The 21,629-nt window shown below is 71.1% G+C and carries 18 protein-coding genes and 1 pseudogene; 10 read left to right on the top strand and 9 right to left on the bottom strand.

Translation table 11 applies throughout. The features are described from left to right. Window positions 1–118 precede the first annotated feature (118 nt). The 4 genes from BM430_RS30840 (at window position 119) to BM430_RS30825 (ending at window position 6,412) form a co-directional block, all read left to right on the top strand. Complete coding sequence (locus BM430_RS30840; RefSeq protein ID WP_093571033.1) at window positions 119–949, top strand: FAD binding domain-containing protein; 831 nt, start codon at window positions 119–121, stop codon at window positions 947–949. Beyond that, window positions 940–3,690, top strand: coding sequence for a molybdopterin-dependent oxidoreductase (locus tag BM430_RS30835; protein ID WP_093571032.1), 2,751 nt, complete (start codon window positions 940–942; stop codon window positions 3,688–3,690). The genes BM430_RS30840 and BM430_RS30835 overlap by 10 nt, the downstream gene beginning before the upstream one ends. Next, the gene (locus tag BM430_RS30830; RefSeq protein ID WP_093571031.1) at window positions 3,681–5,036 is read left to right on the top strand and encodes an NCS2 family permease; all 1,356 of its coding nucleotides are present in this window, start codon (window positions 3,681–3,683) and stop codon (window positions 5,034–5,036) included. Before BM430_RS30835 ends, BM430_RS30830 begins: the two co-directional genes overlap by 10 nt. 191 nt (window positions 5,037–5,227) lie before the next feature. Further along, window positions 5,228–6,412: a cupin domain-containing protein gene (locus BM430_RS30825; RefSeq protein ID WP_093571030.1), complete on the top strand. Its 1,185-nt coding sequence runs from the start codon at window positions 5,228–5,230 to the stop codon at window positions 6,410–6,412. Window positions 6,413–6,485: 73 nt separating this feature from the next. Here BM430_RS30825 and lexA read toward each other — a convergent pair whose 3' ends face one another. Together lexA and BM430_RS30815 are read right to left on the bottom strand one after the other, a co-directional pair. Continuing rightward, the gene (gene lexA / locus BM430_RS30820; RefSeq protein WP_093571029.1) at window positions 6,486–7,229 is read right to left on the bottom strand and encodes a transcriptional repressor LexA; all 744 of its coding nucleotides are present in this window, start codon (window positions 7,227–7,229) and stop codon (window positions 6,486–6,488) included. 232 nt (window positions 7,230–7,461) lie between these two features. Then, window positions 7,462–8,412, bottom strand: coding sequence for an aliphatic sulfonate ABC transporter substrate-binding protein (locus BM430_RS30815; protein ID WP_093571028.1), 951 nt, complete (start codon window positions 8,410–8,412; stop codon window positions 7,462–7,464). Between the two features lie 422 nt (window positions 8,413–8,834). Between BM430_RS30815 and BM430_RS30810 the strand changes: the two genes are divergently transcribed. Next, window positions 8,835–10,187, top strand: a complete 1,353-nt coding sequence (locus BM430_RS30810; protein ID WP_093571027.1) for an LLM class flavin-dependent oxidoreductase — start codon at window positions 8,835–8,837, stop codon at window positions 10,185–10,187. A gap of 25 nt (window positions 10,188–10,212) precedes the next feature. Here BM430_RS30810 and BM430_RS30805 read toward each other — a convergent pair whose 3' ends face one another. From BM430_RS30805 to BM430_RS30795, 3 genes are all read right to left on the bottom strand, one after another. Beyond that, complete coding sequence (locus BM430_RS30805) at window positions 10,213–11,160, bottom strand: sulfonate ABC transporter substrate-binding protein (RefSeq protein WP_093571026.1); 948 nt, start codon at window positions 11,158–11,160, stop codon at window positions 10,213–10,215. A gap of 212 nt (window positions 11,161–11,372) precedes the next feature. After that, window positions 11,373–11,546 carry a hypothetical protein gene (locus tag BM430_RS34935; protein ID WP_177303223.1) on the bottom strand — a complete coding sequence of 58 codons (174 nt, stop codon included), beginning with the start codon at window positions 11,544–11,546 and terminating at the stop codon, window positions 11,373–11,375. 680 nt (window positions 11,547–12,226) lie between these two features. Further along, a complete protein-coding gene (locus BM430_RS30795; RefSeq protein WP_093571024.1) occupies window positions 12,227–13,027 on the bottom strand; it encodes a MetQ/NlpA family ABC transporter substrate-binding protein in 801 nt (266 codons plus the stop codon). Window positions 13,028–13,421: 394 nt separating this feature from the next. Here BM430_RS30795 and BM430_RS30790 point away from each other — a divergent pair, with 394 nt between their 5' ends. Continuing rightward, window positions 13,422–15,035, top strand: a complete 1,614-nt coding sequence (locus BM430_RS30790; RefSeq protein WP_093571023.1) for an ABC transporter substrate-binding protein — start codon at window positions 13,422–13,424, stop codon at window positions 15,033–15,035. A gap of 4 nt (window positions 15,036–15,039) precedes the next feature. Here BM430_RS30790 and BM430_RS30785 read toward each other — a convergent pair whose 3' ends face one another. Genes BM430_RS30785 through BM430_RS35640 form a run of 3 tightly spaced genes read right to left on the bottom strand, consistent with a single transcriptional unit; the run spans window position 15,040 to window position 16,068 of the window. Beyond that, window positions 15,040–15,471 (bottom strand): YeeE/YedE family protein, encoded by a 432-nt coding sequence (locus BM430_RS30785; protein WP_093571022.1) that lies wholly within the window; start codon window positions 15,469–15,471, stop codon window positions 15,040–15,042. After that, on the bottom strand, window positions 15,471–15,899 hold the full coding sequence (locus tag BM430_RS30780; protein WP_093571021.1) for a YeeE/YedE family protein: 429 nt from the start codon (window positions 15,897–15,899) through the stop codon (window positions 15,471–15,473). The genes BM430_RS30785 and BM430_RS30780 overlap by 1 nt, the downstream gene beginning before the upstream one ends. 46 nt (window positions 15,900–15,945) lie before the next feature. Beyond that, complete coding sequence (locus tag BM430_RS35640) at window positions 15,946–16,068, bottom strand: hypothetical protein (protein WP_280142297.1); 123 nt, start codon at window positions 16,066–16,068, stop codon at window positions 15,946–15,948. A gap of 100 nt (window positions 16,069–16,168) precedes the next feature. Between BM430_RS35640 and BM430_RS30775 the strand changes: the two genes are divergently transcribed. From BM430_RS30775 to BM430_RS30760, 4 genes are all read left to right on the top strand, one after another. Then, a complete protein-coding gene (locus BM430_RS30775; protein ID WP_093571020.1) occupies window positions 16,169–16,375 on the top strand; it encodes a hypothetical protein in 207 nt (68 codons plus the stop codon). A 26-nt stretch (window positions 16,376–16,401) separates the two neighbouring features. Then, window positions 16,402–17,271: a serine O-acetyltransferase gene (cysE, locus tag BM430_RS30770; protein WP_093571019.1), complete on the top strand. Its 870-nt coding sequence runs from the start codon at window positions 16,402–16,404 to the stop codon at window positions 17,269–17,271. A 405-nt stretch (window positions 17,272–17,676) separates the two neighbouring features. Next, the gene (locus BM430_RS35635) at window positions 17,677–19,068 is read left to right on the top strand and encodes a family 2B encapsulin nanocompartment shell protein (protein WP_093571018.1); all 1,392 of its coding nucleotides are present in this window, start codon (window positions 17,677–17,679) and stop codon (window positions 19,066–19,068) included. Further along, on the top strand, window positions 19,055–21,001 hold the full coding sequence (locus tag BM430_RS30760) for a family 2A encapsulin nanocompartment cargo protein cysteine desulfurase (protein WP_093571017.1): 1,947 nt from the start codon (window positions 19,055–19,057) through the stop codon (window positions 20,999–21,001). Before BM430_RS35635 ends, BM430_RS30760 begins: the two co-directional genes overlap by 14 nt. Window positions 21,002–21,118: 117 nt before the next feature. Here the strand turns inward: BM430_RS30760 and BM430_RS30755 are convergent. After that, window positions 21,119–21,373: pseudogene (locus tag BM430_RS30755) on the bottom strand (LysR substrate-binding domain-containing protein); the annotation flags it as partial. Window positions 21,374–21,629 lie beyond the last annotated feature (256 nt).

Here is a 21,629-nt window from a genome sequence, read left to right as displayed (position 1 = left end):
ATTTTCCGGGACGCTGGCCGGGACGCCGGCCGGGCCCCTGCCCCTTGGACGCGATCTTGCCTTAGGGTAGTCGCGGCCCCGTCCGGGGGGCGCAGGCGGGAGGCGCGCGAGACGGCTCATGGACCTCAACAGCATCACGGAGGTTGTGGCGCCCCGCGCCCGGTCCGGCCTGCCGCCCTGGCGGCCGGGCGATGCCTGGCTCGCCGGCGGAACCTGGCTCTTCTCCGAGCCGCAGGAGGGATTGAGCCGGCTCGTCGACCTGCCCTCCCTCGGCTGGGAGCCCTTCACGGTGGGCGAGGCGGACCTGCGGATCGCCGCGACCTGCACCATCGCGGCCCTCGACCGGATCGCGCTGCCGGCCGCCTTCACCGCCGCGCCCCTGGTCGGGCTCTGCTGCCGGGCGCTGCTCGGCTCGTTCAAGGTCTGGAACGCCGCGACCGTCGGCGGCAACCTCTGCCTCGCGCTTCCCGCCGGGCCGATGATCGCCCTCGCGGTCGCCCTCGACGGGCTCAGTCTGATCTGGACGCCGGAGGGCGGCGAGCGGACCCTGCCGGTCCGTGACCTGGTGCGCGGGCCGCAGGAGACGGCGCTCCGGCCCGGCGAGATCCTGCGGGAGATTGTCTTGCCCGCGGCGGCCTTGCGGCGGCGCGCCGCTTTCCGGCGCCTCTCCCTCAGTCCCAACGGCCGCTCCGGCGCGCTCGCCATCGCCACGCTCGACCCTGCCGGCGCCTTCGCCCTCACGGTGACGGCCGCGACCCGGCGCCCGGTGCGGATCGACCTCCCCGCCCTGCCGGAGGCCGGGGCGCTGGCGGCGGCGCTTCAGGCCGCGATCCCCGACGGCCTCTGGTACGACGACGTCCACGGGGCGCCGGACTGGCGCCGCCACGTCACCGGGCTCCTCGCCGAGGAGGCCCGGGCCGAGCTCATGGGGGGCGGCGCATGCGGCTGACGGTCAACGGAACGGTGCACGAGGCGGATCCCCGCCCCGGGCAATGCCTGCGCACCCTGCTGCGCGAGCTCGGCTGGTTCGGGGTCAAGAAGGGCTGCGACGCCGGCGATTGCGGCGCCTGCACGGTGCATGTCGACGGCGAGCCGCTCCATTCCTGCCTGGTGCCGGCCTTCCGGGCGGCGGAGCGGAGCATCACGACAGTCGAGGGGCTCGCCGGCCCCTGCGCGCCGGAGGGCGGCGTGCCCGACGCGCTGCACCCGGTGCAGGCGGCCTTCGTCGCCGCGCAAGCGTTCCAGTGCGGCTTCTGCACCTCCGGGATGGTGATGACGGCGGCCGCCCTCGACCAGGGCCAGCGGCGGGACCTGCCGGCGGCGCTGAAGGGCAACCTCTGCCGCTGCACCGGCTACCGGTCGATCGCCGACGCGATCGCGGCGATCTCGCCCGGGATCGCGGGGATCGACGGTGTTGCTCCGCCGGGATGCGGGCACAGCGCGCCGGCCCCGGCCAGCGCCGCCCTGGTGAGCGGCCGGGCGCGCTACACCCTCGACCTCGACGTGCCCGGCGCCCTGCACCTGAAGGTGCTGCGCTCGCCCCACGCCCATGCCCGTATCCTGCGCATCGACGCGAGCGCCGCCCTGGCACTCCCCGGGGTGGTGCGGGTGCTCACCCACGCCGACGCGCCGGATCGGCTGTTCTCCACCGCCCGGCACCAGAACCCCGGCGACGACGCCAGCGACACGCGGGTGCTCGATCCGGTGCTGCGCTTCGTCGGCCAGCGCGTCGCGGCGGTGATCGCCGAGAGCGAGGCGGCGGCGGAGGCCGGCTGCCGGGCCCTGCGCGTCGACTACGCGGTGCTGCCGGCCTGCCTCGATCCCGAGCGCGCCCTCGACCCCGACGCAGCCCTCGTCCACGGCGCGCGCCCGACCGGCGAGGACGCGCCCCCGCTGCACCCCCATCCCAACCTCGCCGCCGAGGCCCATGGCGAGGTCGGCGACGTCGCGGCCGGCCTCGCCGCGGCGGAGGTGGTGCACGAGGGCACCTACTGGTCGCAGCGGGTCCAGCACGCGCATCTCGAGACCCACGCGGCGATCGGCTGGCGCGATCCGATTGGGCGCCTCGTCATCCGCTCCAGCACCCAGGTGCCGTTCCTCACCCGCGACGCGCTGTGCGCCCTGTTCGATCTCCCGCGCGAAAAGGTCCGGGTCGAGTGCGGCCGGGTCGGCGGCGGCTTCGGGGGCAAGCAGGAGATGCTGACCGAGGACTTGGTGGCGCTCGCCGTCATGGCGACCGGCCGGCCGGTGCGCTGGGAGCTGACCCGCGCCGAGCAGTTCACCGCCACCACCACCCGCCACCCGATGCGGGTGCGGGTGCGCCTCGGGGCCCGCCGCGACGGTACCCTGACGGCGATCGCCCTCGACGTGCTGTCGAATACCGGCGCCTACGGCAACCATGCCGGCGGCGTGCTGCATCACGGCTGCAACGAGGTGATCGCGGTCTACGCTTGCGCCAACAAGCGGGTCGACGGCACCGCCGTCCACACCCACACCCTGCCGGCCGGCGCGTTCCGGGGCTACGGGTTGAGCCAGACCATCTTCGCGGTCGAATCCGCCATGGACGAGCTCGCCCGGGCGCTCGGCCTCGATCCGGTCGAGCTGCGGCGGCGCAACGTGATCCGCCCCGGCGACCCGATGGTCTCGACGAGCCTGGAGCCGCACGACGTCCGGTACGGCAGCTACGGCCTCGACCAATGCCTCGACCGGGTCGCCGAGGCCCTGTCCACGCCCCCTCCCCCCGCGCCGCCGGGCTGGCGCACGGGATCCGGCATGGCGCTCGCGATGATCGACACGATCCCGCCCCGCGGTCATTTCGCGCAAAGCCGCATCGCCCTCGACGCGGACGGGCACTACGCCCTGCGCGTCGGCACGGTCGAGTTCGGCAACGGCACCTCGACGGTGCACGGCCAGATCGCCGCGGAAGCGTTGGGCACCACGCCCGACCGGATCGCCCTGCGCCAGGGCGACACCGACGCCGTCGGGCACGATACCGGCGCCTATGGCAGCACCGGCATCGTGGTGGCCGGCCAGGCGACCCTGCGCGCCGCCGAAGGCCTGGCCGCGACCCTGCGCGAGCGCGCCGCCGCCCGCCTCGGGGTCGATCCCGCCGCCTGCCGGCTCGACGGCGCCTTCGCCGTCTCGGGCGAGGCGCGGGTGCCGCTCGCCGAGCTCGGCCCCGCGGAGGCTCTCGGGCACGCCGACGGCTCGCCGCGCTCGGTGGCGTTCAACGTCCAGGGCTTCCAGGTAGCGGTGCATCCGGGGACGGGCGAGGTGCGCATCCTGCGGAGCGTCCACGCGGCGGATGCGGGACGGGTGATGAACCCGGTGCAGTGCCGCGGCCAGATCGAGGGCGGCGTCGCCCAGGCGCTCGGCGCGGCGCTCTACGAGGACCTGCGGATCGACGAGGAGGGCCGGGTCGCGACCCCGTCGTTGCGCACCTACCACGTCCCGGCCATCGCCGACGTGCCGCGCACCGAGGTGATCTTCGCCGACACCCATGACACGGTCGGGCCGCTCGGCGCCAAGTCGATGAGCGAGAGCCCGTTCAACCCCGTGGCGGCGGCGCTCGCCAACGCCATCCGGGACGCGACCGGCGCGCGGCTGACCGCGACGCCCTTCGCGCCCGACCGGATCTACCGACAGATCAGCGACGCGACCCAGAGCGGCAAGGAGGCGAGATGGACCTGAAGCGCGACGACCGGCTGACCCGACCGACCGGTCCCTCTCACGGAGGGTTCCTGGAGCGCACCTTCGCGCTCTCGGCCCACGGCACCACTGTGCGCACGGAGCTGCTCGCCGGGCTGACCACCTTCCTGACGATGGCCTACATCGTCTTCGTCAACCCCAACATCCTCGGCGATGCCGGGATGCCCAAAGGGGCGGTGTTCGTCGCCACCTGCCTCGTCGCAGCGATCGGCTCGCTGGTGATGGCGTTCTACGCCAACTACCCGATCGCGCTCGCCCCCGGCATGGGGCTCAACGCCTACTTCGCCTACGTGGTGGTGCTCCAGATGGGGTACACCTGGCAGGCGGCGCTCGGGGCGGTGTTCATCTCCGGCCTGCTCTTCATGGTCGTCACGCTGACGGGCCTGCGCCGGATCATCGTCGAGGGCATCCCGCGCTCGATGCGGATCGCCATCACGGTTGGCATCGGGCTCTTCCTGGCGATCATCGCGCTCAAGAGCGCGGGCGTGGTGGCGGCGAGCCCGGCGACCTTCGTCACCCTCGGCGACCTGCACAAGCCGAGCACGGTGCTGGCGGTGCTGGGTTTCCTGATCGTCGCGGTGCTCTCGGTGCGCAAGGTGCGGGGTGCGCTGCTGGCCGGCATCCTGACGGTCACGGCGTTGAGCTTCGTCGTCGCCGACAACACCTTCCAGGGCATCGCCTCGCTGCCGCCCTCGATCGCCCCGACCCTGTTCGCCCTCGACATCAAGGGCGCGCTGTCGGGCGGGTTGCTCAACGTGATCCTGGTGTTCTTCCTGGTCGAGCTGTTCGATGCCACCGGCACCCTGATGGGCGTCGCCAACCGGGCGGGCCTCCTCACGGAGGGCAAGATGGAGCGCCTCGACAAGGCCTTGATGGCGGATTCGTCCTCGATCTTCGTCGGCTCGCTGCTCGGCACGTCGAGCACCACGGCGTATCTCGAGAGCGCGTCCGGCGTCGAGGAAGGCGGGCGCACCGGGCTCACCGCCGCGACGGTGGCGGTGCTGTTCCTCGCCTGCCTGTTCTTCGCGCCGCTCGCCGGCTCGGTCCCGACCTACGCCACGGCGCCGGCCCTGTTCTACGTCGCCTGCCTGATGCTGCACGAGCTGGTCGATCTCGACTGGGACGACCTGACCGAAGTACTGCCGGCCTGCGTCACCGCGCTGCTCATGCCCTTCACCTACTCGATCGCCAATGGCGTCGCCTTCGGCTTCATCACCTACGCGGTGATCAAGCTGCTCACCGGCCGCTTCCGCGACGTGAAGCCGGTGGTGTGGGTGATCGCGGGCGTGTTCCTGTTCAAGTTCGTGGCGACGGGCAGCGCACATTGAGGGGATGGAAGTCGTGACGACCGCCGGCGGGCCGATCGACTTCCGAAAATCATCGCCCGGAAGTCGAATCACCGGTTGAGTGTCCCCCAAACGGAGGACGCCCAGTCGATCCGGAACGCTGATCATGCGATTGGGCGCCTCGGTCGAGCGGGACTCGTCGCGACATCGCGCCCTTTCGTCGAGAGGGCTTCATGGACCAGACCAGCCGCCGCGTCTTCCTCGGAGCCCTGGCCGCGGGCAGCAGCTTCGCCGTCGGCGGCGCCTTCGCCGCGGCCGATGACGGTCACGCCGCCGGCGCCGACGTCGCCCCGGCCGGCACCTTCCTGCGCACGATTCCCCACAAGGCGGGGGCGGCGCCGGCCTTCACCATCTCGCTCGACGCCGGGCCGATCAAGGCGACCTCGGGCGGCTGGGCCCGCGACGTCACGACCCGCCAGCTCCCCATCGCCACCGGGATCGCCGGCGCGCACCTGTTCCTCAACCCGGGCGGCGTGCGCGAGATGCATTGGCACACCTCCGCCGAGTGGGGCTACATCGTCGCCGGGCATTGCCAGGCGACGGTGATCGACGCCGCCGGCGAGATGGAGGTCGTCAACTTCGCGCCCGGGGACACCTGGTACTTTCCCGGCGGCCACGCCCACGCGATCCAGTCCCTCGGGACCGAGCCGTGCCACGCGATCCTCGCCTTCGACGACGGCCTCTACGGCGAGCACGGCACCTTCGGGCTCTCCGACTGGATGAGCCGCCTCGATCCGGCGATCCTCGGCCACGCCCTCGGCGTGCCGGAGGCGACGCTGGCAGCCCTGCCCCCGGGCGAGACCTACATCATGCAGGGCCCCGTCCTGCCCCTCGACGCCCCGGCCGCGCGGGCCGAGCGGCCGCTCGCGCCGTCGCGGTCGCATCGCTACGGGCTGGCGGGGAGCGACACGATCGTGGATGCCGCCGGCAGCACGATGCGGGTGGCGCCCGCGAGCGCCTTCCCGGTCTCGGCGGGGATGACGGGTCTCCTCGTGCGGCTCGCGCCCGGCGCGATCCACACCCCGCACTGGCATCCGGGCGCGAACGAGTGGCACTACGTCCTGCGGGGGCGCACCCGCGTGACCCTGTTCGGGCCGGACAAGCGCCTGGCCGTGGCGGAGCTGGGCCCGGGCGACTGCGCCTACATCCCGCGGGCCTGCGGGCATTCCGTCGAGAATATCGGGACCGGGACGGCCGAGATCGTCGGCGTGCACGACAGCGGGGTCTACAGCGAGACGTCGCTGGCGGGCTGGCTCGCCCAGGCGCCGCGCCACCTGCTCGCCGCCAATCTCGGCCTCGACGAGCAGGCCGCCGCCGGCTTCCCGACGGCGTCGCGGGTCTTCAGCCGGACCGCCTGAGGGCGCGGGCGGCTCACGAGGATTCTGAAGGAGGACGGGGCGGGCCGGCATCCGGTCCGCCCCGTCCTGTCCTTCAATACTTGCGGACGAGGCTCACCAGCCGGCCCTGGATCCGCACCCGGTCCGGCCCGAGCACCCGGGTCTCGTAGGCCGGGTTGGCGGCTTCCAGCGCGATCGAGGAGCCGCGGCGGCGCAGGCGCTTGAGGGTCGCCTCCTCGTCGTCGATCAGCGCCACGATGATGTCGCCGGTATTGGCGGTCTCCTGGCGACGGATCACCACGAGGTCGCCGTCGAGGATGCCGGCCTCGATCATCGAGTCGCCGCGCACCTCGAGCGCGTAGTGCTCGCCGCTGGCGAGGAAGTCCGGCGACATCGCCACCGAGCGGCTCTGGCTCTGGATCGCCGAGATCGGCGTACCGGCGGCGATCCGGCCCATCACCGGCACGCTGACCGACTGGCCGCTCTCGTCCGACGCCATCGTCATCGCGGGGATGCCGGCGGGCCGCTTCGGCTCGTGGGCGCGCCCGCCCTCGACCACGCTGGGGTTGAACCGCACGACCTCGGCGGTCGGCACGGGCGCGGCCGCCACGGGCCCGGTCACCGCGTCGGGGATGCGGATCACCTCGATCGCCCGGGCCCGGTTCGGCAGACGGCGCAGGAAGCCGCGCTCCTCCAGCGCCGTGATCAGCCGGTGGATGCCCGATTTCGATTTGAGATCGAGGGCGTCCTTCATCTCGTCGAAGGACGGGGGGACGCCCGTCTCGCGCATTCTCTGCTGAATGAAGCGGAGCAGGTCCAACTGCTTACGCGTGAGCATGTGACACTCTCATCCCCGCGCTGGCGCGCTCCGGAAACAAATCGCGAACATGGTAAGCGTTCCGCAAGTGTTCCGCAAGCGGGTCTGGAACTGCGGCGCCCGTGGGGCGGAAATATATCCGCGCAACAGGGAAGACCCGGGCATCGTCTCCGATCACTGGGCATCCTGCATCGCCGAGGCACCGCCCGAAGCAGGACCAGTTCCTCGATCCGCCTCAGAGTTTTCGGACCGGTCAGCGCACAGGAGGTGCCCAGATCTCGAGGGCGGCGGTGTCGACGGCGCGCGGCAGCAGCCCCTCGGCGCGGAACGCGTCGGCGATCGTCTGCTGCTCGGAGAGCCCGTCCCGGGTGACGGGCTCGACCCGATAGCTGCGATGGGCGTTCGCCGCCAGGACGATCTCGGGATCGAGCTTCCAGAGCGCGGCGAGGCGCGCGGCGGCCTCGGCCGGGTTCGCCTTCACCCAGGCCCCGGTCTGCGCCAGCTTGCCGAACAGGAGGCCGAGCACCGGCCCGTTCGCCGCCGCGTAAGCGTCGGCGGCGAGGTAGTAGCGCTTGTAGAGCGACAGCCCGGCCCCGTCGCGCAGGACCCGCGCGCCGGCCTGCTTGTGCGCCGCGGTCAGGAACGGGTCCCAGGCGGCCCAGGCCTCGACGCCCCCGCTCTCCAGCGCGGCCCGCCCGTCGGCCGGGCTCAGGTACGCCGGCACGATGCTGCGGAAGGACAGGCCGGCCTCCTTGAGTGCGGCGAGGACCAGGAAGTGGTTGCCCGCCCCCTTGGTGACCGCGATCCGCTTGCCCTTGAGGTCGGCCACGGAGCGGAGGCCCGAATCCTTCGGTACCAGGATTCCTTGGGCTTCGGGCGAAGCCGCCTCCTGCGCGAGGTAGGTGATGCGCGCGCCGGCCGCCTGCGCGAAGACCGGCACCGTGTCGGCGACGTCGGCCGAGACGTCGATCGAGCCGGCGTTGAGCGCTTCCATGATCGGCAGGCCGCTGGTGAATTCGTGCCAGGACAGGCCGACGCCCTGCGCCGACAGGGCCTGTTCCAGGCTGCCGTCCTGGCGCAGCAGGGCGATCAGCGTCGAGGAGCGCTGGTACCCGATGCGCAGCGGTGCGGCGGCCCGGACGGGGCGGCTCAAGGCGGCCGAGGCGGCGAGGCCCGCGAGCACGGTTCGACGGGTGGTCGACATCGGATCGAATCCTCGGGCGGGAATGTCGGGGCGTGAAAGAGCTCGCGCCTCGCCGGTGTGGTCTCGGCGCCTATCAATCACAGTCTGTCCGACCGTCAAAGGGTGCGGCGGCAAAAATCCGTTGCTTCCCAAACATGTCTTCGGTCTCTCTGGCGGATCTCGATGGAGAGATCGGCCGGATACCTGCCATGCCACGGCATAGGAATTATATTCTCCCCGACCGGAGAGACTGAAAACATTTTTTTATGTTGATCGCCGGTTTTGGAATGGCTCGATCTGACGAGCTGGCTCAGTATGGATGCTGAACCTGACGCGCGACGGCTTTCGGCCCCGCTGCGGCGCGATTCCGCGCCAGCCCAAGGACGCCGACGTGATAATCGGTCGAGCGATCTCTCCTGCCCTATCGCCACGCCAACCGAGCCATGATCCGCTTCAACGCCTTCGAGATGAACTGCGTCGGGCACCAGTCGCCCGGCCTGTGGCGCCATCCGCGCGACCGCTCGGCCGACTACACCACCCCCTCCTACTGGACCGACCTCGCCCGCTTGCTCGAGCGGGGCTGCTTCGACGGCGTGTTCCTCGCCGACGTGGTCGGGCTCTACGACGTCCATGGTGGCTCGCCCGCCGCCGCCCTGCGGCACGCCGCGCAGGTGCCGGTCAACGATCCGCTCCTCGTCGTGCCGGCGATGGCGGCGGTGACGGAGCATCTCGGCTTCGGCGTCACCGTGAACCTGTCCTACGAGGCGCCCTACCTGCTCGCCCGCCGCTTCACGACGCTCGACCACCTGACGGCGGGCCGCATCGGCTGGAACGTCGTCACCGGCTACCTTGATTCCGCCGCCCGCGCGATGGGCCTCGACCGCCAGCGCGCCCACGACGACCGCTACGACCTCGCCGAGGAGTACATGGCGGTCGTCTACGAGCTGTGGGAGGGCAGCTGGGACGACGGCGCGGTCAGGCGCGATCGGGCGGCGGGCGTGTTCGCCGATCCCTCCCGGGTCCGGGCGATCCGGCACGAAGGCCCGCATTTCCGGGTCGAGGGCGTGCATCTCGGCGAGCCCTCGCCGCAGCGCACCCCGGTGATCTACCAGGCCGGGACCTCGCCGAAGGGGCGCGGCTTCGCGGCCCGCCACGCCGAATGCGTGTTCGTGTCGGGTCCCTCGCCGCAGGTGATCGCCCCGCGCGTCGCCGCGCTCCGGCAGGCCGCGGTCGAGGAGGGCCGGCAGCCGGACGACATCCTGATCTACGCGCTCGCCACGCTCGTCGTCGCCGAGACCGACGCGCGGGCGCAGGCGAAGCTCGCCGAGTACCGCTCCTATGTCAGCCACGAGGGCGCGCTCGCCCTGATGTCGGGCTGGACCGGGGTCGACTTCTCGACGCTCGACCTCGACGCCGAGGTCCGGCACGTCGAGAACGATGCCGGGCGCTCCGCGATGGACAACGTCACGCGCGCCGATCCGGGCCGGGTCTGGACGGTGCGGGAAGTGGCCGAGCATGTCGGGATCGGCGGGATCGGCCCGGTCTTCTGCGGCTCGCCCGCCACGATCTGCGACGCGCTCGAGGCCTTCGTGGCGGCGACCGGGATCGACGGGTTCAACCTTGCCTACGTGGTCGCGCACGAGACCTTCGCCGACATCGTCGCGTATGTCGTCCCCGAATTGCAGCGGCGCGGGCGCTACCCGACCGCCTATCGCGACGGCCCGCTGCGGCGAAAGCTGTTCGGGCGCGACCGGGTCGAGACGACCCACCCGGCCGCACGCCACCGCCACGCTTGAGGCGGCGCGAGGACGAATCCGCACCCTACGAGCGCGCCTGCCGGACGGCGTCCGCCACCTGGATCGGCCGCGGCAGCAGGCCGAGGCGCAGGAACGTGTCGGCGATGCGCTGCTGCCCGGCGATCACCTCGGGCCCCAGCGGGACGACGCCCCAGCTCTGGCGGGCGAGCGCACGGGCGAGGATCGGCACCGGCATGCCGACCGCCGGGCTCAGCTCGCGCGCCGCCGCCTCGGTGACGCCGTTGGTCTCGCGGTCGATCACGGTGATCGCCGCCAGCACCGCGTCGATGGCCTGGGGCTGCGCCTCCACGAAGGCGCGTTCGCCGACGTAGAACTGGTGGTTGGCCGCGAGCCCGGTCGCGTCCTGCAAGACACGGGCGCCGCTCGACACCTCGACGGCGGCCAGGAACGGATCCCAGATCACCCAGGCATCGACCGATCCGCCATCGAAGGCCGCCCGCCCGTCGGCGGGAGCGAGGAAGACGGTCTGGATGTCCGCGTAGGCGAGGCCGGCCTCCTCCAGGGCGCGCACGAGCAGGTAATGGACGTTCGAGCCCTTGTTGAGCGCGACCTTCTTTCCCTTCAGGTCGGCGACGGAGCGGATCGGGCTGTCCTTCCGCACGACGATCGCCTCGCTCTTCGGGGCGGGCGGCTCGTGGGCGAGGTAGACCAGGGGCGCGCCGGCGCCCTGGGCGAAGATCGGCGGCGTCTCGCCGACGACGCCGATGTCGACGGCCTTGGCGTTGAGCGCCTCCAGCAGCTGCGGCCCGCCCGGGAATTCCCGCCACTCGGCCCGGAAGCCGAGGGGCTTGAGCGCCGTATCCAGACTGCCGCGGGCCTTCAGCAGCAGCATCGTGCCGTATTTCTGATAGCCGACGCGCAGGACGCGGTCGGCCCGGGCCGGGCTCCCCGTCGCGAGCGCCGCGAGAGCCGCGGCCGTTCCGGTGGAAAAGGAGCGTCGGGTGAGCGTCATGTCGGACGAACTTCCATCGGTGGAGGCATCGGCGAGGGACCGGGGCGGACGAAGTCCCGTTCGCCGCAGGGCTGTCCAGGGAAAGACGAGGCGCGGACATCCTCCGCTCCCCGGGGGCGAAGAGAAGGGAAATCCGCACCTTTTTCTTTGTCTGGACAGCCCCGCATCGGCCGAGTGCCCGGATCGCGTCGAGGGAACGAGCTGGGACCGGCTCAGCCGATCTGGCCGTCGAGGTCGAACTGCTTGGCGGCGGCCAGCCGCTGCGACCGCTGCCGGTCGTCGCCGGTCGCCCCGTCTCCCTGCCGGGCGGTGCTCCGGTCGTCGGCGGCGTTCTGCCGGGCGGCATCGCCGGGCTTGAGCCCGACAACGCTTCTGCCGGGCGCCATGTCGGACCTCCCGAACGTCTGGCGCGACCACAGGCTCATCGTGATCATTCCTCTTCTCGAACCAGGACGGCGCAGCCTCGCTTTGTCGCCATGATAGAGTTGAATAAAGACGCAAGTCGATAGATTTATATTGCTTTATACGACGGGAAGAGGAGGCGATCCTTTCGAGTCGCCGCCGTTCCAGGCATTCGCTTTCTCCCGAGGCGGCCGCACCGGCAGCATGGCCGGGATGCGCCCCGGATCACGCCGCGAGAGCGACGCGATGGCACGCGAGGCACCCACGTCCGGCGGAGTGCAGAGGCGGAGCCTCGGCGCGGCATTGCCCGGTCGCCACGGTACCGCGCGGCACGAAGGGGCATCCACGCTCCCCGACCGCCCCGGCCTCCTCGTCGGCGGTCGAGGGATCGACGTCGTCACCGGCAGGCCCTGGCTGTGCGGGAAACCGAGATCGAAGGTGACGAGCCGCAGGAGGTAACGGCCGAACTGACGGCGCAGGGCGGCGAGGTATCCGGGGGTCGGACGCCGGCCAGTTCGGCGGGCGGCGTGTCGCCGCCCCAGCCGTCGCGATCGGGGTGCCGGAGCAGAGGGCTGGGGATCCTTTCGCGCGGCGGTGCCCGGCCCAGCGCCCGCTTTTGCCAGACCGGCCGCGGGGCCTCTCGCGCCGAGATCGGAGGAGCCGTTCAGCCGCCGTGGACCGGCACGACGGAGCCGCGGTACCTCTCGCGGATGAAGGTCGCGACCTCGGGCGAGGCGAGAAGCACCGAGAGGCGCTGCACCCGCGGGTCCTTCGCCAGGGCCTGCGTGGTGACGAAGATGTTGGCGTAGGGATTGTTCTCGGCCTTCTCGAGCGCCAGCGCGTCCTTTGCCGGGGTCAGGCCGGCCTCGAGCGCGTAGTTGCCGTTGATGATCGCGAGCGTCACGTCGTCGATGGAGCGCGGCAACTGGGCCGGGGCGACCTGCACGAGGGCGATCCGCTTCGGATTGTCGGCGATGTCCGACGGCGTCGCGAGCTGGCCGTCCTTGAGGCCGGCCTTCAGGGTGATCAGGCCGTTCGCCTGCAGCAGGTTCAGGGCGCGGCTGAGATTCGTCACGTTGTTGGGCAGAGCCACGGTGGCGCCGGCCGGCACCTCGGCGAGGCTCTTCACCTTGCGCGAGTAGATCCCGAGCGGCTCGATATGGGTGGCGGCGGTCACCGCGAAGGTCGTGCCGAGCTGGGCTTCCTCGGTGCGCAGGTACGGCGCGTGCTGGAAGAAGTTCGCGTCGGCGTCGCCGTGGAGGATCAGCGAGTTCGGCCGGATGTCGCCGGAGATCTCGATGATCGCAACGTCGAGATCGGGGGCGAGCTTCTCCTTCACGAAGCGAAGGATCTCGGCATGCGGCACCGAGGAGGCGACGATCCGCAACGGTGCGGCGAGAGCGGCGCCGGAGAGGAGCGACAGAGCCGCGGCAGCGAGGAGGGCGCGTCTGGCGAAGGCGAGCATGGTTCGTCCCGTGAAAGATGTCCGAATAGCACCACGGCCCGCGGTTCCGACCTGTGGCGGCGGGTGCAGACACGTTCTTCAGAACGAACGATTGGCCGCGGGCGGTGGAGCGGGACTTGTCGCGGAAATCTGGCCTCACAACAAGACTTAATCGCCGAAAAACCCATCTGCTCGTAAAATTCGAAAGAAATCTGCTGGATCGGCGGTCGATGAAGAGCATTCATCATCTCTCGTAACGTTCTCTAAAAAGAACATTCTCGTTGACTCGAGGCCGCACCGAAGCGGAGCATGCCGGTCCCGGGCCGCACCCGGTCCGGATGCGCCGGGGCCGCCACGGCGGGCTCCGCGCCGGCCGAGCGCAAGGCCTCCCGCCCTCCTCAGCTCCAGGCCCGTCATGCCCGATCGCCGCCAAGCCCTCGCCCTCCTCTCCTCGACGCTGCTCCTGCCGTTCGCCGCCCATCGTCCCCACGCCCAGGAGAGTGCCCGAGAGGCGGAGCCGCGGCGGGGCGGTACGCTGACGCTCGTCGAGGTGGGCGAGCCGACCACCCTCGTGCCGCTCACCGACTCGAACACCCGCACCCGCAACATCAGCACGAAGGTCACCGAGGGCCTTTTGCGCTTCGACGCGAACTTCGCCCCGCAGCCGCTGCTGGCGACCGCCTGGAGCGTCAGCGAGGACGGCCTGCGCTACCGCTTTGCCCTACGCCCGGACGTCCGGTGGCACGACGGCAAGCCGTTCACCGCCGCCGACGTGCGATTCTCGCTCCTGGCCCTGAAGACGATCGGCCCGCGCGGACGCATCACCTTCGCGAACCTCGTCGAGGTCGAGACGCCGGACCCGCTGACGGCGATCCTGGTCCTGTCGAAGCCGACGCCGTACCTGCTCAAGGCGCTCACCGCGGCCGAGTCGCCGATCGTCCCGGCCCATGTCTATCCAAGCAATGCCCATCCGGCCGAGTCCTACGGCAACAGCCCGAACGGCAGCGCCCCGATCGGGACCGGGCCGTACATCGTCGTCGAGTGGGTGCGGGGCAGCCACGTCGCCTTGCGCCGCAACCCGGATTACTGGCAGCCCGGACGGCCGTACCTCGACCGGATCGTGGTCCGCTTCGTCGCCGACACGATGGCGGTCTCGACGGCGCTCGAAGCCGGCGAGGCCGATGTCAGCTACAGCGTGGCGCTGCCGGAGCTGGAGCGGCTGCGGCGCCATCCGCGCCTCGCGGTGACGACGGCCTCCGACGACTACCTCAACAACGCCCAGGTGCTGGAATTCAACCTCGACCGGCCGGTCCTGGCGCGCAGGGAGGTCCGCCGCGCCCTCGCCTCGGCCATCGACCGCCGGATCATCACCGGCACGATCTTCAACGGCCATGCGGAGGCCGCCGGCTCGACGATCCCCGCGGCGCTCAAGGCCTATAACGACGAGGCGCCGTTCGCCATTCCGTTCGATCCCGCCCGGGCGAACCGCCTCCTCGACGAGGCCGGGCTGCCGCGCGGGCCGGACGGCGCGCGCTTCGCGCTCCGGCTCACCTTCCTTCCGGGGCCGACCTTCAGGAAGACCGCCGAGTACCTGCGCGCCGCGTTCACGCGCGTCGGGGTCAAGGTCGAGATCGCCGACGGCGACCTCGCCACCTTCATCCGCCGCGTCTATACGGAGCGGGATTTCGACTTCAACCTCAACGGCATCAGCCGCCTGTTCGATCCGACCGTCGGCGTGCAGCGGCTGTACTGGTCGGACGGGATCAAGCGCCCCCTGCCCTACCTCAACGCCGCCCATTACGACAATCCGGCGGTCGACGACCTCTTCCGTCAGGCGGCGACGGAGGTCGACGAGGCGCGCCGGCGCGAGATCTTTCGGCAGATCCAGGTCATCGTCGGTGCCGACCTGCCGGCCGTCGCGCTCGTGACGATCCCGACGGTCGCGGTTCAGAACGCACGGGTGCAGCGCCTGTTCAACAGCATCGACCTCGCCGCCGGCGACTGTTCCGAGACCTGGCTCGTGGCATGACGGGCTACCGGGACGGCGGCACGCGGCGCAGGACGCCGTGGGCCGCCATCCCGACGAGCATCACGGCGACGAACACGATCACCGGGAGCAGCCCGGTGGAGAGCGCCGCCACCGCCGGCCCGGGGCAGAAGCCCGACAGGCCCCAGCCGATGCCGAACAGGGCGGCGCCGAGGACGAGGGGCCGGTCGATCCGGGTCCGGGTCGGCCAGTCGAAACTTGTCGCCAGGAGCGGCCGGCGCAGGCGGCGCGCGAGCGCGGTGCCGAGGGCCGAGGCCGTGACGGCCCCGGCGAGCACGAAGGCGAGGGTTGGGTCCCACGCGCCGGTCACGTCGAGGAAGCCGCGCACCCGGGCGGGATCGAGCATGCCGGACAGGGCGAGCCCGATCCCGAACACGAGACCGGACAGAAGGGCGGCGGCGAGGCGGAGCATCGGCATCACGCCAGCACCCGCCCGAGGGCGACCGTCAGCATCCCGCTTCCCAGAAATACCGCGACCGCCACGGCCGAGCGCGGCGAGAGCCGGGCGAGGCCGCAGACCCCGTGGCCGGAGGTGCAGCCCGAGCCGAGGCGCGTACCGAAGCCGACGAGCAGCCCCGCGAGCGCCAGCACCGGCAGGCTCGCCTCGATCCGCATCGCGGGCCAGCCGCCGGCGGCGAGCGCGAAGACCGGCGGGCCGAGGACGAGGCCGGCGAGAAAGGCGAGTCCGATTCGCCAGGACTCGCCGGCAGGGGCCTTGCCGGCCGGGCGGGCGAGGCCGGCGACGAGGCCGCTGATCCCGGCGATGCGGCCGTCGACGAGGAGGAACAGGGCGGCCGACAGGCCGATCAGGAGCCCGCCGGCGAAGGCGGAGGCGACGATGCTCATCGGGTGGCCCGGGTTCGAGATGGGAACGCCGGATCTCCGGCGCAGCTCATGCCGTAGCGGAGGGAAAAGCGCGGAACAAGGCTTGCGGCACGCGGTTGTTTCGTAGAATATGTAGATAAATCAATGGTTTGGCGAAATAAATGCTCTTGTCGGCGCCGTTCGCGATCATGGCCTTCTCCGGTCTGGCCGAAAACGAGGGAGGTTCTTCCCACCCGAAGATCCGCGGCGCATGGCGGACATCGTCGCCGGCCGCATCGGAGGATCACGCCATGGCTTCAGCGACCATGACACGCGGCGACGAGGTGGTGTTCGACCGGCTCGACCTCGCGGATGCTCTGGGGATCTGGCGCAACGCCAAGGGGCGGGTCGTCGGCATCCACGGTCAGGATGGCCGCACGCCGACCATCGACGTCGCGTTCGACGGCCACGAGATCCTGCAGCGCTACTTGCCGGACCTGTTCCGGCGAGTGCAGTAACCGTCCGTCACGGAGATTCCCTCGATATGGATGCGGCCCTGCCGCCCGCCCTCCGGGCGGGCGCCACAACGTTGCGGCAGCCCCCTTTGCGCGCGACGAGCCACTGCACGGCGGAGGCCGACGTCTGGGCCGAGTTGCGCGCCGAGGCGGAGGCGGCCTTGATCGAGGAGCCGCTCTATGCCGGGATCATCCAGGCGACGATCCTCGACCAGCGGGGTCTCGCCCAGGCGCTGGCCTACCGCCTCGCCCACCGGCTCGGCGACGGCGACCTCGCCCGTCTGGCGATGCGCGACCTGTGCCTCGCCGCCTTCGAGGCCGATCCACATGCCGGCGCCCACGCTTCGCGCGACCTGATCGCGATCCGCGAGCGCGACCCGACCTGCCGCCGCTACCTCGACCCGTTCCTGTTCTACAAGGGCTTCGCCGCCCTCGAGGGCTACCGGGTCGCCCACTGGCTCTGGCATCAGGGCCGGATGACGCTCGCCCTCCACGTCCAGAGCCGGATCTCGGAGGTGTTCGGCTGCGACATCCACCCGGCGGCGCGGATCGGATCCGGCGTGTTCATCGATCACGCCACCGGCGTCGTCATCGGCGAGACCACGAGGATCGCCGACGACGTCTCGATCCTGCAATCCGTGACCCTCGGCGGCAACGGCAAGGAGAGCGGCGACCGCCACCCCAAGATCGAGCGCGGGGTCCTGCTCAGCGTCGGCGCGAAGGTGCTCGGCAACATCCGGGTCGGCGAGGGCGCCAAGGTGGCCGCCGCCGCGGTGGTGCTGCACGAGGTCCCGCCCCACACCACCGTGGCGGGCGTGCCGGCCCGGGTGGTGTCGCGCCTCCCGCGCAACGAGGAGCCGGCCCTGACCATGGACCAGTTCTTCGGCGAAGGGATCTGACGGCCGGAAAAATCCCTTTCGGAGAGGGTTCATCGCCGGATCGCCGCACGGCCGCGGTTTTGGAGAGTTTTTTTCTATGTCTACGACCATTTTCAGATTTTAATTTTTGTTTAACGGTAAGACAAGAGAAAAACTGACGCCGAATGTGCCAATAATCGAAAAAACATTCTATTGACCCTCGCGGCCGATCACCGCTATCGCTGCGTCAGCGAAGCAGGACGGTCCGTATTCCGAAGTGACCGCCGCTCTCGCCAATGTCGAGACGCCAGAACAGGCAAGATGGTCGGCTCACGACCATCTTTCGCAACTTGCCGTCCCGCGCGGACGGTGAGCGCTGCCGGCGTCGAATGCGCAAGACTGTCGGGCCGGGACCGGCCCGCACCGGCTACACGGAGACGAATCTCGATGAGCGGACCGGGTTTGAGCGTCAGCGCCTCAGCCGCACGCAATCTCGCCACGGCGACCGTCACCTCGGTGCAGAACGCGGCCAACACGCCGCGCTTCCTGCTGCGGCTGCTGCCCTTCGTCGACGTGCCGGGCGGCGTCTACCGGGTCAACCGCCGCGCCGTCGTGCTGGCCAGGCCCGGCCGCATCGACCTCGCGACCGAGGGCGAGACCCGCGCGGTCAAGGCCGGGTCCTTGCGCGCCGTGCCGCTGTTCAGCCGGCTGGGCGACGCCGAGCTGGCGGCCCTCGCGGACAAGTTCACCGAGAGCCGGCACCAGGCCGGAGAGGTCATCGCCGAGGAGGGCTCGACCGGCCGCAGCCTCGTGGTCGTCGCCGACGGCACGGTCGAGCTGACCCTGTCGGGCCCCTACAAAGGCCGCCTGCGTCAGGGCTTGGCCACCCGCGGCGACCATTTCGGCGACGGCGACCTCGTCGGCGAGCCGGGTCCCGCCCCGGCCGTCAAGGCGCTCTCGGCGGTGACGCTGCTGACCCTCGACCGCGCCGCGATCGAGGACGAGGCCATCGCCACGCGCATCGCCCAGCATCGCGAGGAGCGCGACCGTCTCAAGGGCCACACCAACTCCCACGGCGAGCAGGGCATCGAATTGCTGGCGGTCCATGCCGGCGAGCCGCGCCTGCCGACCACCTTCGTCGATTACGAGATCGATCCGCGCGAGTACCACCTCTCGACGATCCAGACGATCCTCAACACCCATACCCGCGTCACCGACCTCTACTCCAACGAGATCGACCAGCTGCGCGAGCAGATCCGCCTCACGGTCGATGCCGTGAAGGAGCGCGAGGAGTGGGAGCTGCTGAACAACTCGCAGTTCGGCCTGCTCCACGAGGTGGCGCCGCGCCAGCGCATCCCGACCCGCGGCGGTCCGCCGACCCCCGACGACCTCGACGAACTCCTGACCCTGGTGTGGAAGAAGCCCGCCTTCTTCGTCGCGCATCCCCGCGCCATCGCGGCCTTCGGCCGGGAGGCGACCCGCCGCGGCGTGCCGCCGGTGGTGGTGCACCTGTTCGGCGCGCCCTTCATCACCTGGCGCGGCGTGCCGCTCGTCCCCAGCGACAAGCTGCCGATCGACATCGACCCGGTGACCGGCGCCCAGACCACCTCGATCCTGCTGCTCCGCGTCGGCGAGGGCGAGCAGGGCGTGGTCGGCCTGCACAAGTCGGGCGTGACCGGCGAGATCGAGCCCGGCCTGTCGGTGCGCTACATGGGCACCAACGACCACTCGATCGCCTCGCACCTCGTGACCCGCTACTTCTCGGCCGCCGTGCTGGTCGAGGACGCGATCGCCCGTCTCGATAACGTGCTGCTCGGCAACTACCATGACTATGCTTGAGGCGCCGTCCGGCTTCCCCTCCGGGACGCCGGCCGAGCTCGCCCATGCGGATCTCGTCGGGCGCCTCGCCCGCGAGATCTACGGGCAGGGCCAGGCTTTGAGCGCCCCCTTCGCGCCGGTGCTGCCGGCGGGACCTCAGGTCCCGCAGGCGCTCGACGCCCTCCCCTCGACCCCGGCTCCGGCCGGGGCCACCCCTTCGGGGGTCGAGCCCGGCCTCTCCGCCCTCGGCGCCCATTCCTTCGGGGGCCCCCCGGTCGGCCTGCCCGGTGTGAGCGGCCCCTCGGCCACCAAGCCGTTCGGTGCCAATCCGGCGCCGGCGAGCGCGAACGGCCTCGATCTCGGTGCCATCGCCCCGGTGCATCCGCTGAGCGACCCGCTGCGCCCGAAAGGCCTTCCCGAGTTCTTCGTGCCGAGCCTTCCCGAGGTCGCCGCCGGCCTGCCCGGCGGTACCGACCTCTACCGGCAGATCGCCACGGACCATCCGCGCGCCACCGCCTTCGCGCAGGCGCTGGCGCCCGCCTTCGTCCCGGCGGATCCGGCGCGGGCCCATGGAAACGAAGTGCCCTCCGTCCCCTCGGCGGAATCCGATTACTACTTCCTGAATCCGTCGCCCGCCCCGGCGCGCGGCGGCAAGCCCGCGCCCCGGCCGCTCGTCGAGCCGTCGCGTCATGCCGGCCCGACCCCGCGGGCGCTCGCCCTCGGGTCGAGCCCGGTCGCCGCGCCCTTCGACGTCGAGCGGGTGCGCCGCGACTTCCCGGCCCTGCACCAGAGCGTCAACGGTCACCGGCTGGTCTGGCTCGACAACGCCGCCACCACCCACAAGCCGCAGAGCGTCATCGACGCGACGAGCGACTTCTACGGCCGCCACAACTCGAACATCCACCGGGCGGCCCACACGCTCGCGGCGCGGGCCACCGACCTGTTCGAGGGCGGGCGCGAGAAGACCCGCCGCTTCCTCAACGCGCCCTCGAAGGACGACATCGTCTTCCTGCGCGGCACCACCGAGGGCATCAACCTCGTCGCCAATTCCTACGGCCGCGCCCATATCGGCCCCGGCGACGAGATCATCGTCTCGACGATCGAGCATCACGCCAACATCGTGCCCTGGCAGCTGCTGGCGCAGGCGACCGGGGCGACGATCCGGGTGATCCCGGTCAACGACCGCGGCGAGATCATCTTCGAGCAATACGCCGCCCTTTTGTCGGGCCGCACCAAGATCGTCTCGGTGACCCACGTCGCCAACGCGCTCGGCACGGTCAACCCGATCCGGGAGATCATCGCCCTCGCCCACGCCTACGGCGTGCCGGTGCTGGTCGATGCCGCGCAATCGACGCCGCACATCCCGATCGACGTCCAGGCGCTCGACGCCGATTTCCTGGTCTTCTCCGGGCACAAGGTGTTCGGGCCGACCGGCATCGGCGCGCTCTACGGCAAGAGCCATCTGCTGGAAGCGATGCCGCCCTGGCAGGGCGGCGGCCACATGATCGAGGACGTCACCTTCACGCGGACCGTCTACAAGGGCGCGCCGGAGAAGTTCGAGGCCGGCACCCCGGACATCGCGGGCGCGGTGGGTCTCGGAGCCGCCCTCGACTACCTAGAGGGCGTCGGCCTGCCCGGCATCGCGGCCTACGAGCACGACCTGCTCGACTATGCGCAGGAGGGCCTCGCCGAGGTGAAGGGCCTGCGCCTGATCGGGACGGCGCGCGAGAAGGCGAGCGTGATGTCGTTCGTGATCGACGGGTACGAGAACGAGACGGTCGCCCACCATCTCGACCGGCACGGCATCGCGGTGCGCTCGGGCCACCATTGCGCCCTGCCGGCCCTGCGCCGCTTCGGCGTCGATCAGTCGATCCGGGCTTCGCTCGCCTTCTACAACACCCGCGAGGACGTCGACGTGTTCCTCAAGGCGCTGCACACCCTGCCGCGGCGCTGATTTGACGGCGGTCGCCCGGCGCCTTCCCGCGCCGGGCATTCGACCTCGGACGCCCGTCTCAGGACTCCGCCGCTGCGACGAGCCAGGCGCAGAACGCGCGCACGGCCGGATCTCGGGCAGGAAGAGCTGCCCGACATGGCCCGGCCGGGCGTCCGGTCCGCCCCTTATGGCGACGTCGAACGGCTCGGGGATCTGCGCGAGCGGCACGTTCGAGGTGGTCAGCCGGACCTCGATCGCCGGATTGGCGAGCTGGAAACTGGACAGGCGCGGAATCAGCCAGCGCAAGGTGAAGGTCGCGAGTGCGTTCACCCGCAGCAGGCGGGGCCGCCCGCGCTCCACTTCCCGCGCGGTCGCGACTTCGCCGGCGATCTGGGAAAGGCCGTCGAGCCGGCCGCGTTCGGCACCCGACCGCAATGCTCTCACGGCCCGCGACGCGACGAGCCCGCGCCGGCATCGTGATCATCGATCATGGCCGCGCGGAGCGCGCCGTGCGTCTAGAGCATTTTCCGACGAAGTGGACACCGGTTCGTCGAAGAAAATGCGGCAAAATCAAAGAGCTAGAGCGCTTCGCGAGTAACCGGGGCAAATTTGCGGGTTTTGGGTTTGCTCCGGCTGTCCCGATGTGATT

The sequence above is a fragment of the Methylobacterium sp. 174MFSha1.1 genome (assembly GCF_900116815.1).
Taxonomy (GTDB): domain Bacteria; phylum Pseudomonadota; class Alphaproteobacteria; order Rhizobiales; family Beijerinckiaceae; genus Methylobacterium.
This window is presented reverse-complemented; position numbering and strand designations above follow the sequence as displayed.

Coding starts and splice junctions, on each gene's coding strand:
- BM430_RS30840 (WP_093571033.1), top strand. CDS start 119: ATGGACCTCAACAGCATCACGGAGGTTGTGGCGCCCCGCGCCCGGTCC.
- BM430_RS30835 (WP_093571032.1), top strand. CDS start 940: ATGCGGCTGACGGTCAACGGAACGGTGCACGAGGCGGATCCCCGCCCC.
- BM430_RS30830 (WP_093571031.1), top strand. CDS start 3,681: ATGGACCTGAAGCGCGACGACCGGCTGACCCGACCGACCGGTCCCTCT.
- BM430_RS30825 (WP_093571030.1), top strand. CDS start 5,228: ATGGACCAGACCAGCCGCCGCGTCTTCCTCGGAGCCCTGGCCGCGGGC.
- lexA (WP_093571029.1), bottom strand. CDS start 7,229: ATGCTCACGCGTAAGCAGTTGGACCTGCTCCGCTTCATTCAGCAGAGA.
- BM430_RS30815 (WP_093571028.1), bottom strand. CDS start 8,412: ATGTCGACCACCCGTCGAACCGTGCTCGCGGGCCTCGCCGCCTCGGCC.
- BM430_RS30810 (WP_093571027.1), top strand. CDS start 8,835: ATGATCCGCTTCAACGCCTTCGAGATGAACTGCGTCGGGCACCAGTCG.
- BM430_RS30805 (WP_093571026.1), bottom strand. CDS start 11,160: ATGACGCTCACCCGACGCTCCTTTTCCACCGGAACGGCCGCGGCTCTC.
- BM430_RS34935 (WP_177303223.1), bottom strand. CDS start 11,546: ATGGCGCCCGGCAGAAGCGTTGTCGGGCTCAAGCCCGGCGATGCCGCC.
- BM430_RS30795 (WP_093571024.1), bottom strand. CDS start 13,027: ATGCTCGCCTTCGCCAGACGCGCCCTCCTCGCTGCCGCGGCTCTGTCG.
- BM430_RS30790 (WP_093571023.1), top strand. CDS start 13,422: ATGCCCGATCGCCGCCAAGCCCTCGCCCTCCTCTCCTCGACGCTGCTC.
- BM430_RS30785 (WP_093571022.1), bottom strand. CDS start 15,471: ATGCCGATGCTCCGCCTCGCCGCCGCCCTTCTGTCCGGTCTCGTGTTC.
- BM430_RS30780 (WP_093571021.1), bottom strand. CDS start 15,899: ATGAGCATCGTCGCCTCCGCCTTCGCCGGCGGGCTCCTGATCGGCCTG.
- BM430_RS35640 (WP_280142297.1), bottom strand. CDS start 16,068: ATGATCGCGAACGGCGCCGACAAGAGCATTTATTTCGCCAAACCATTG.
- BM430_RS30775 (WP_093571020.1), top strand. CDS start 16,169: ATGGCTTCAGCGACCATGACACGCGGCGACGAGGTGGTGTTCGACCGG.
- cysE (WP_093571019.1), top strand. CDS start 16,402: ATGGATGCGGCCCTGCCGCCCGCCCTCCGGGCGGGCGCCACAACGTTG.
- BM430_RS35635 (WP_093571018.1), top strand. CDS start 17,677: ATGAGCGGACCGGGTTTGAGCGTCAGCGCCTCAGCCGCACGCAATCTC.
- BM430_RS30760 (WP_093571017.1), top strand. CDS start 19,055: ATGACTATGCTTGAGGCGCCGTCCGGCTTCCCCTCCGGGACGCCGGCC.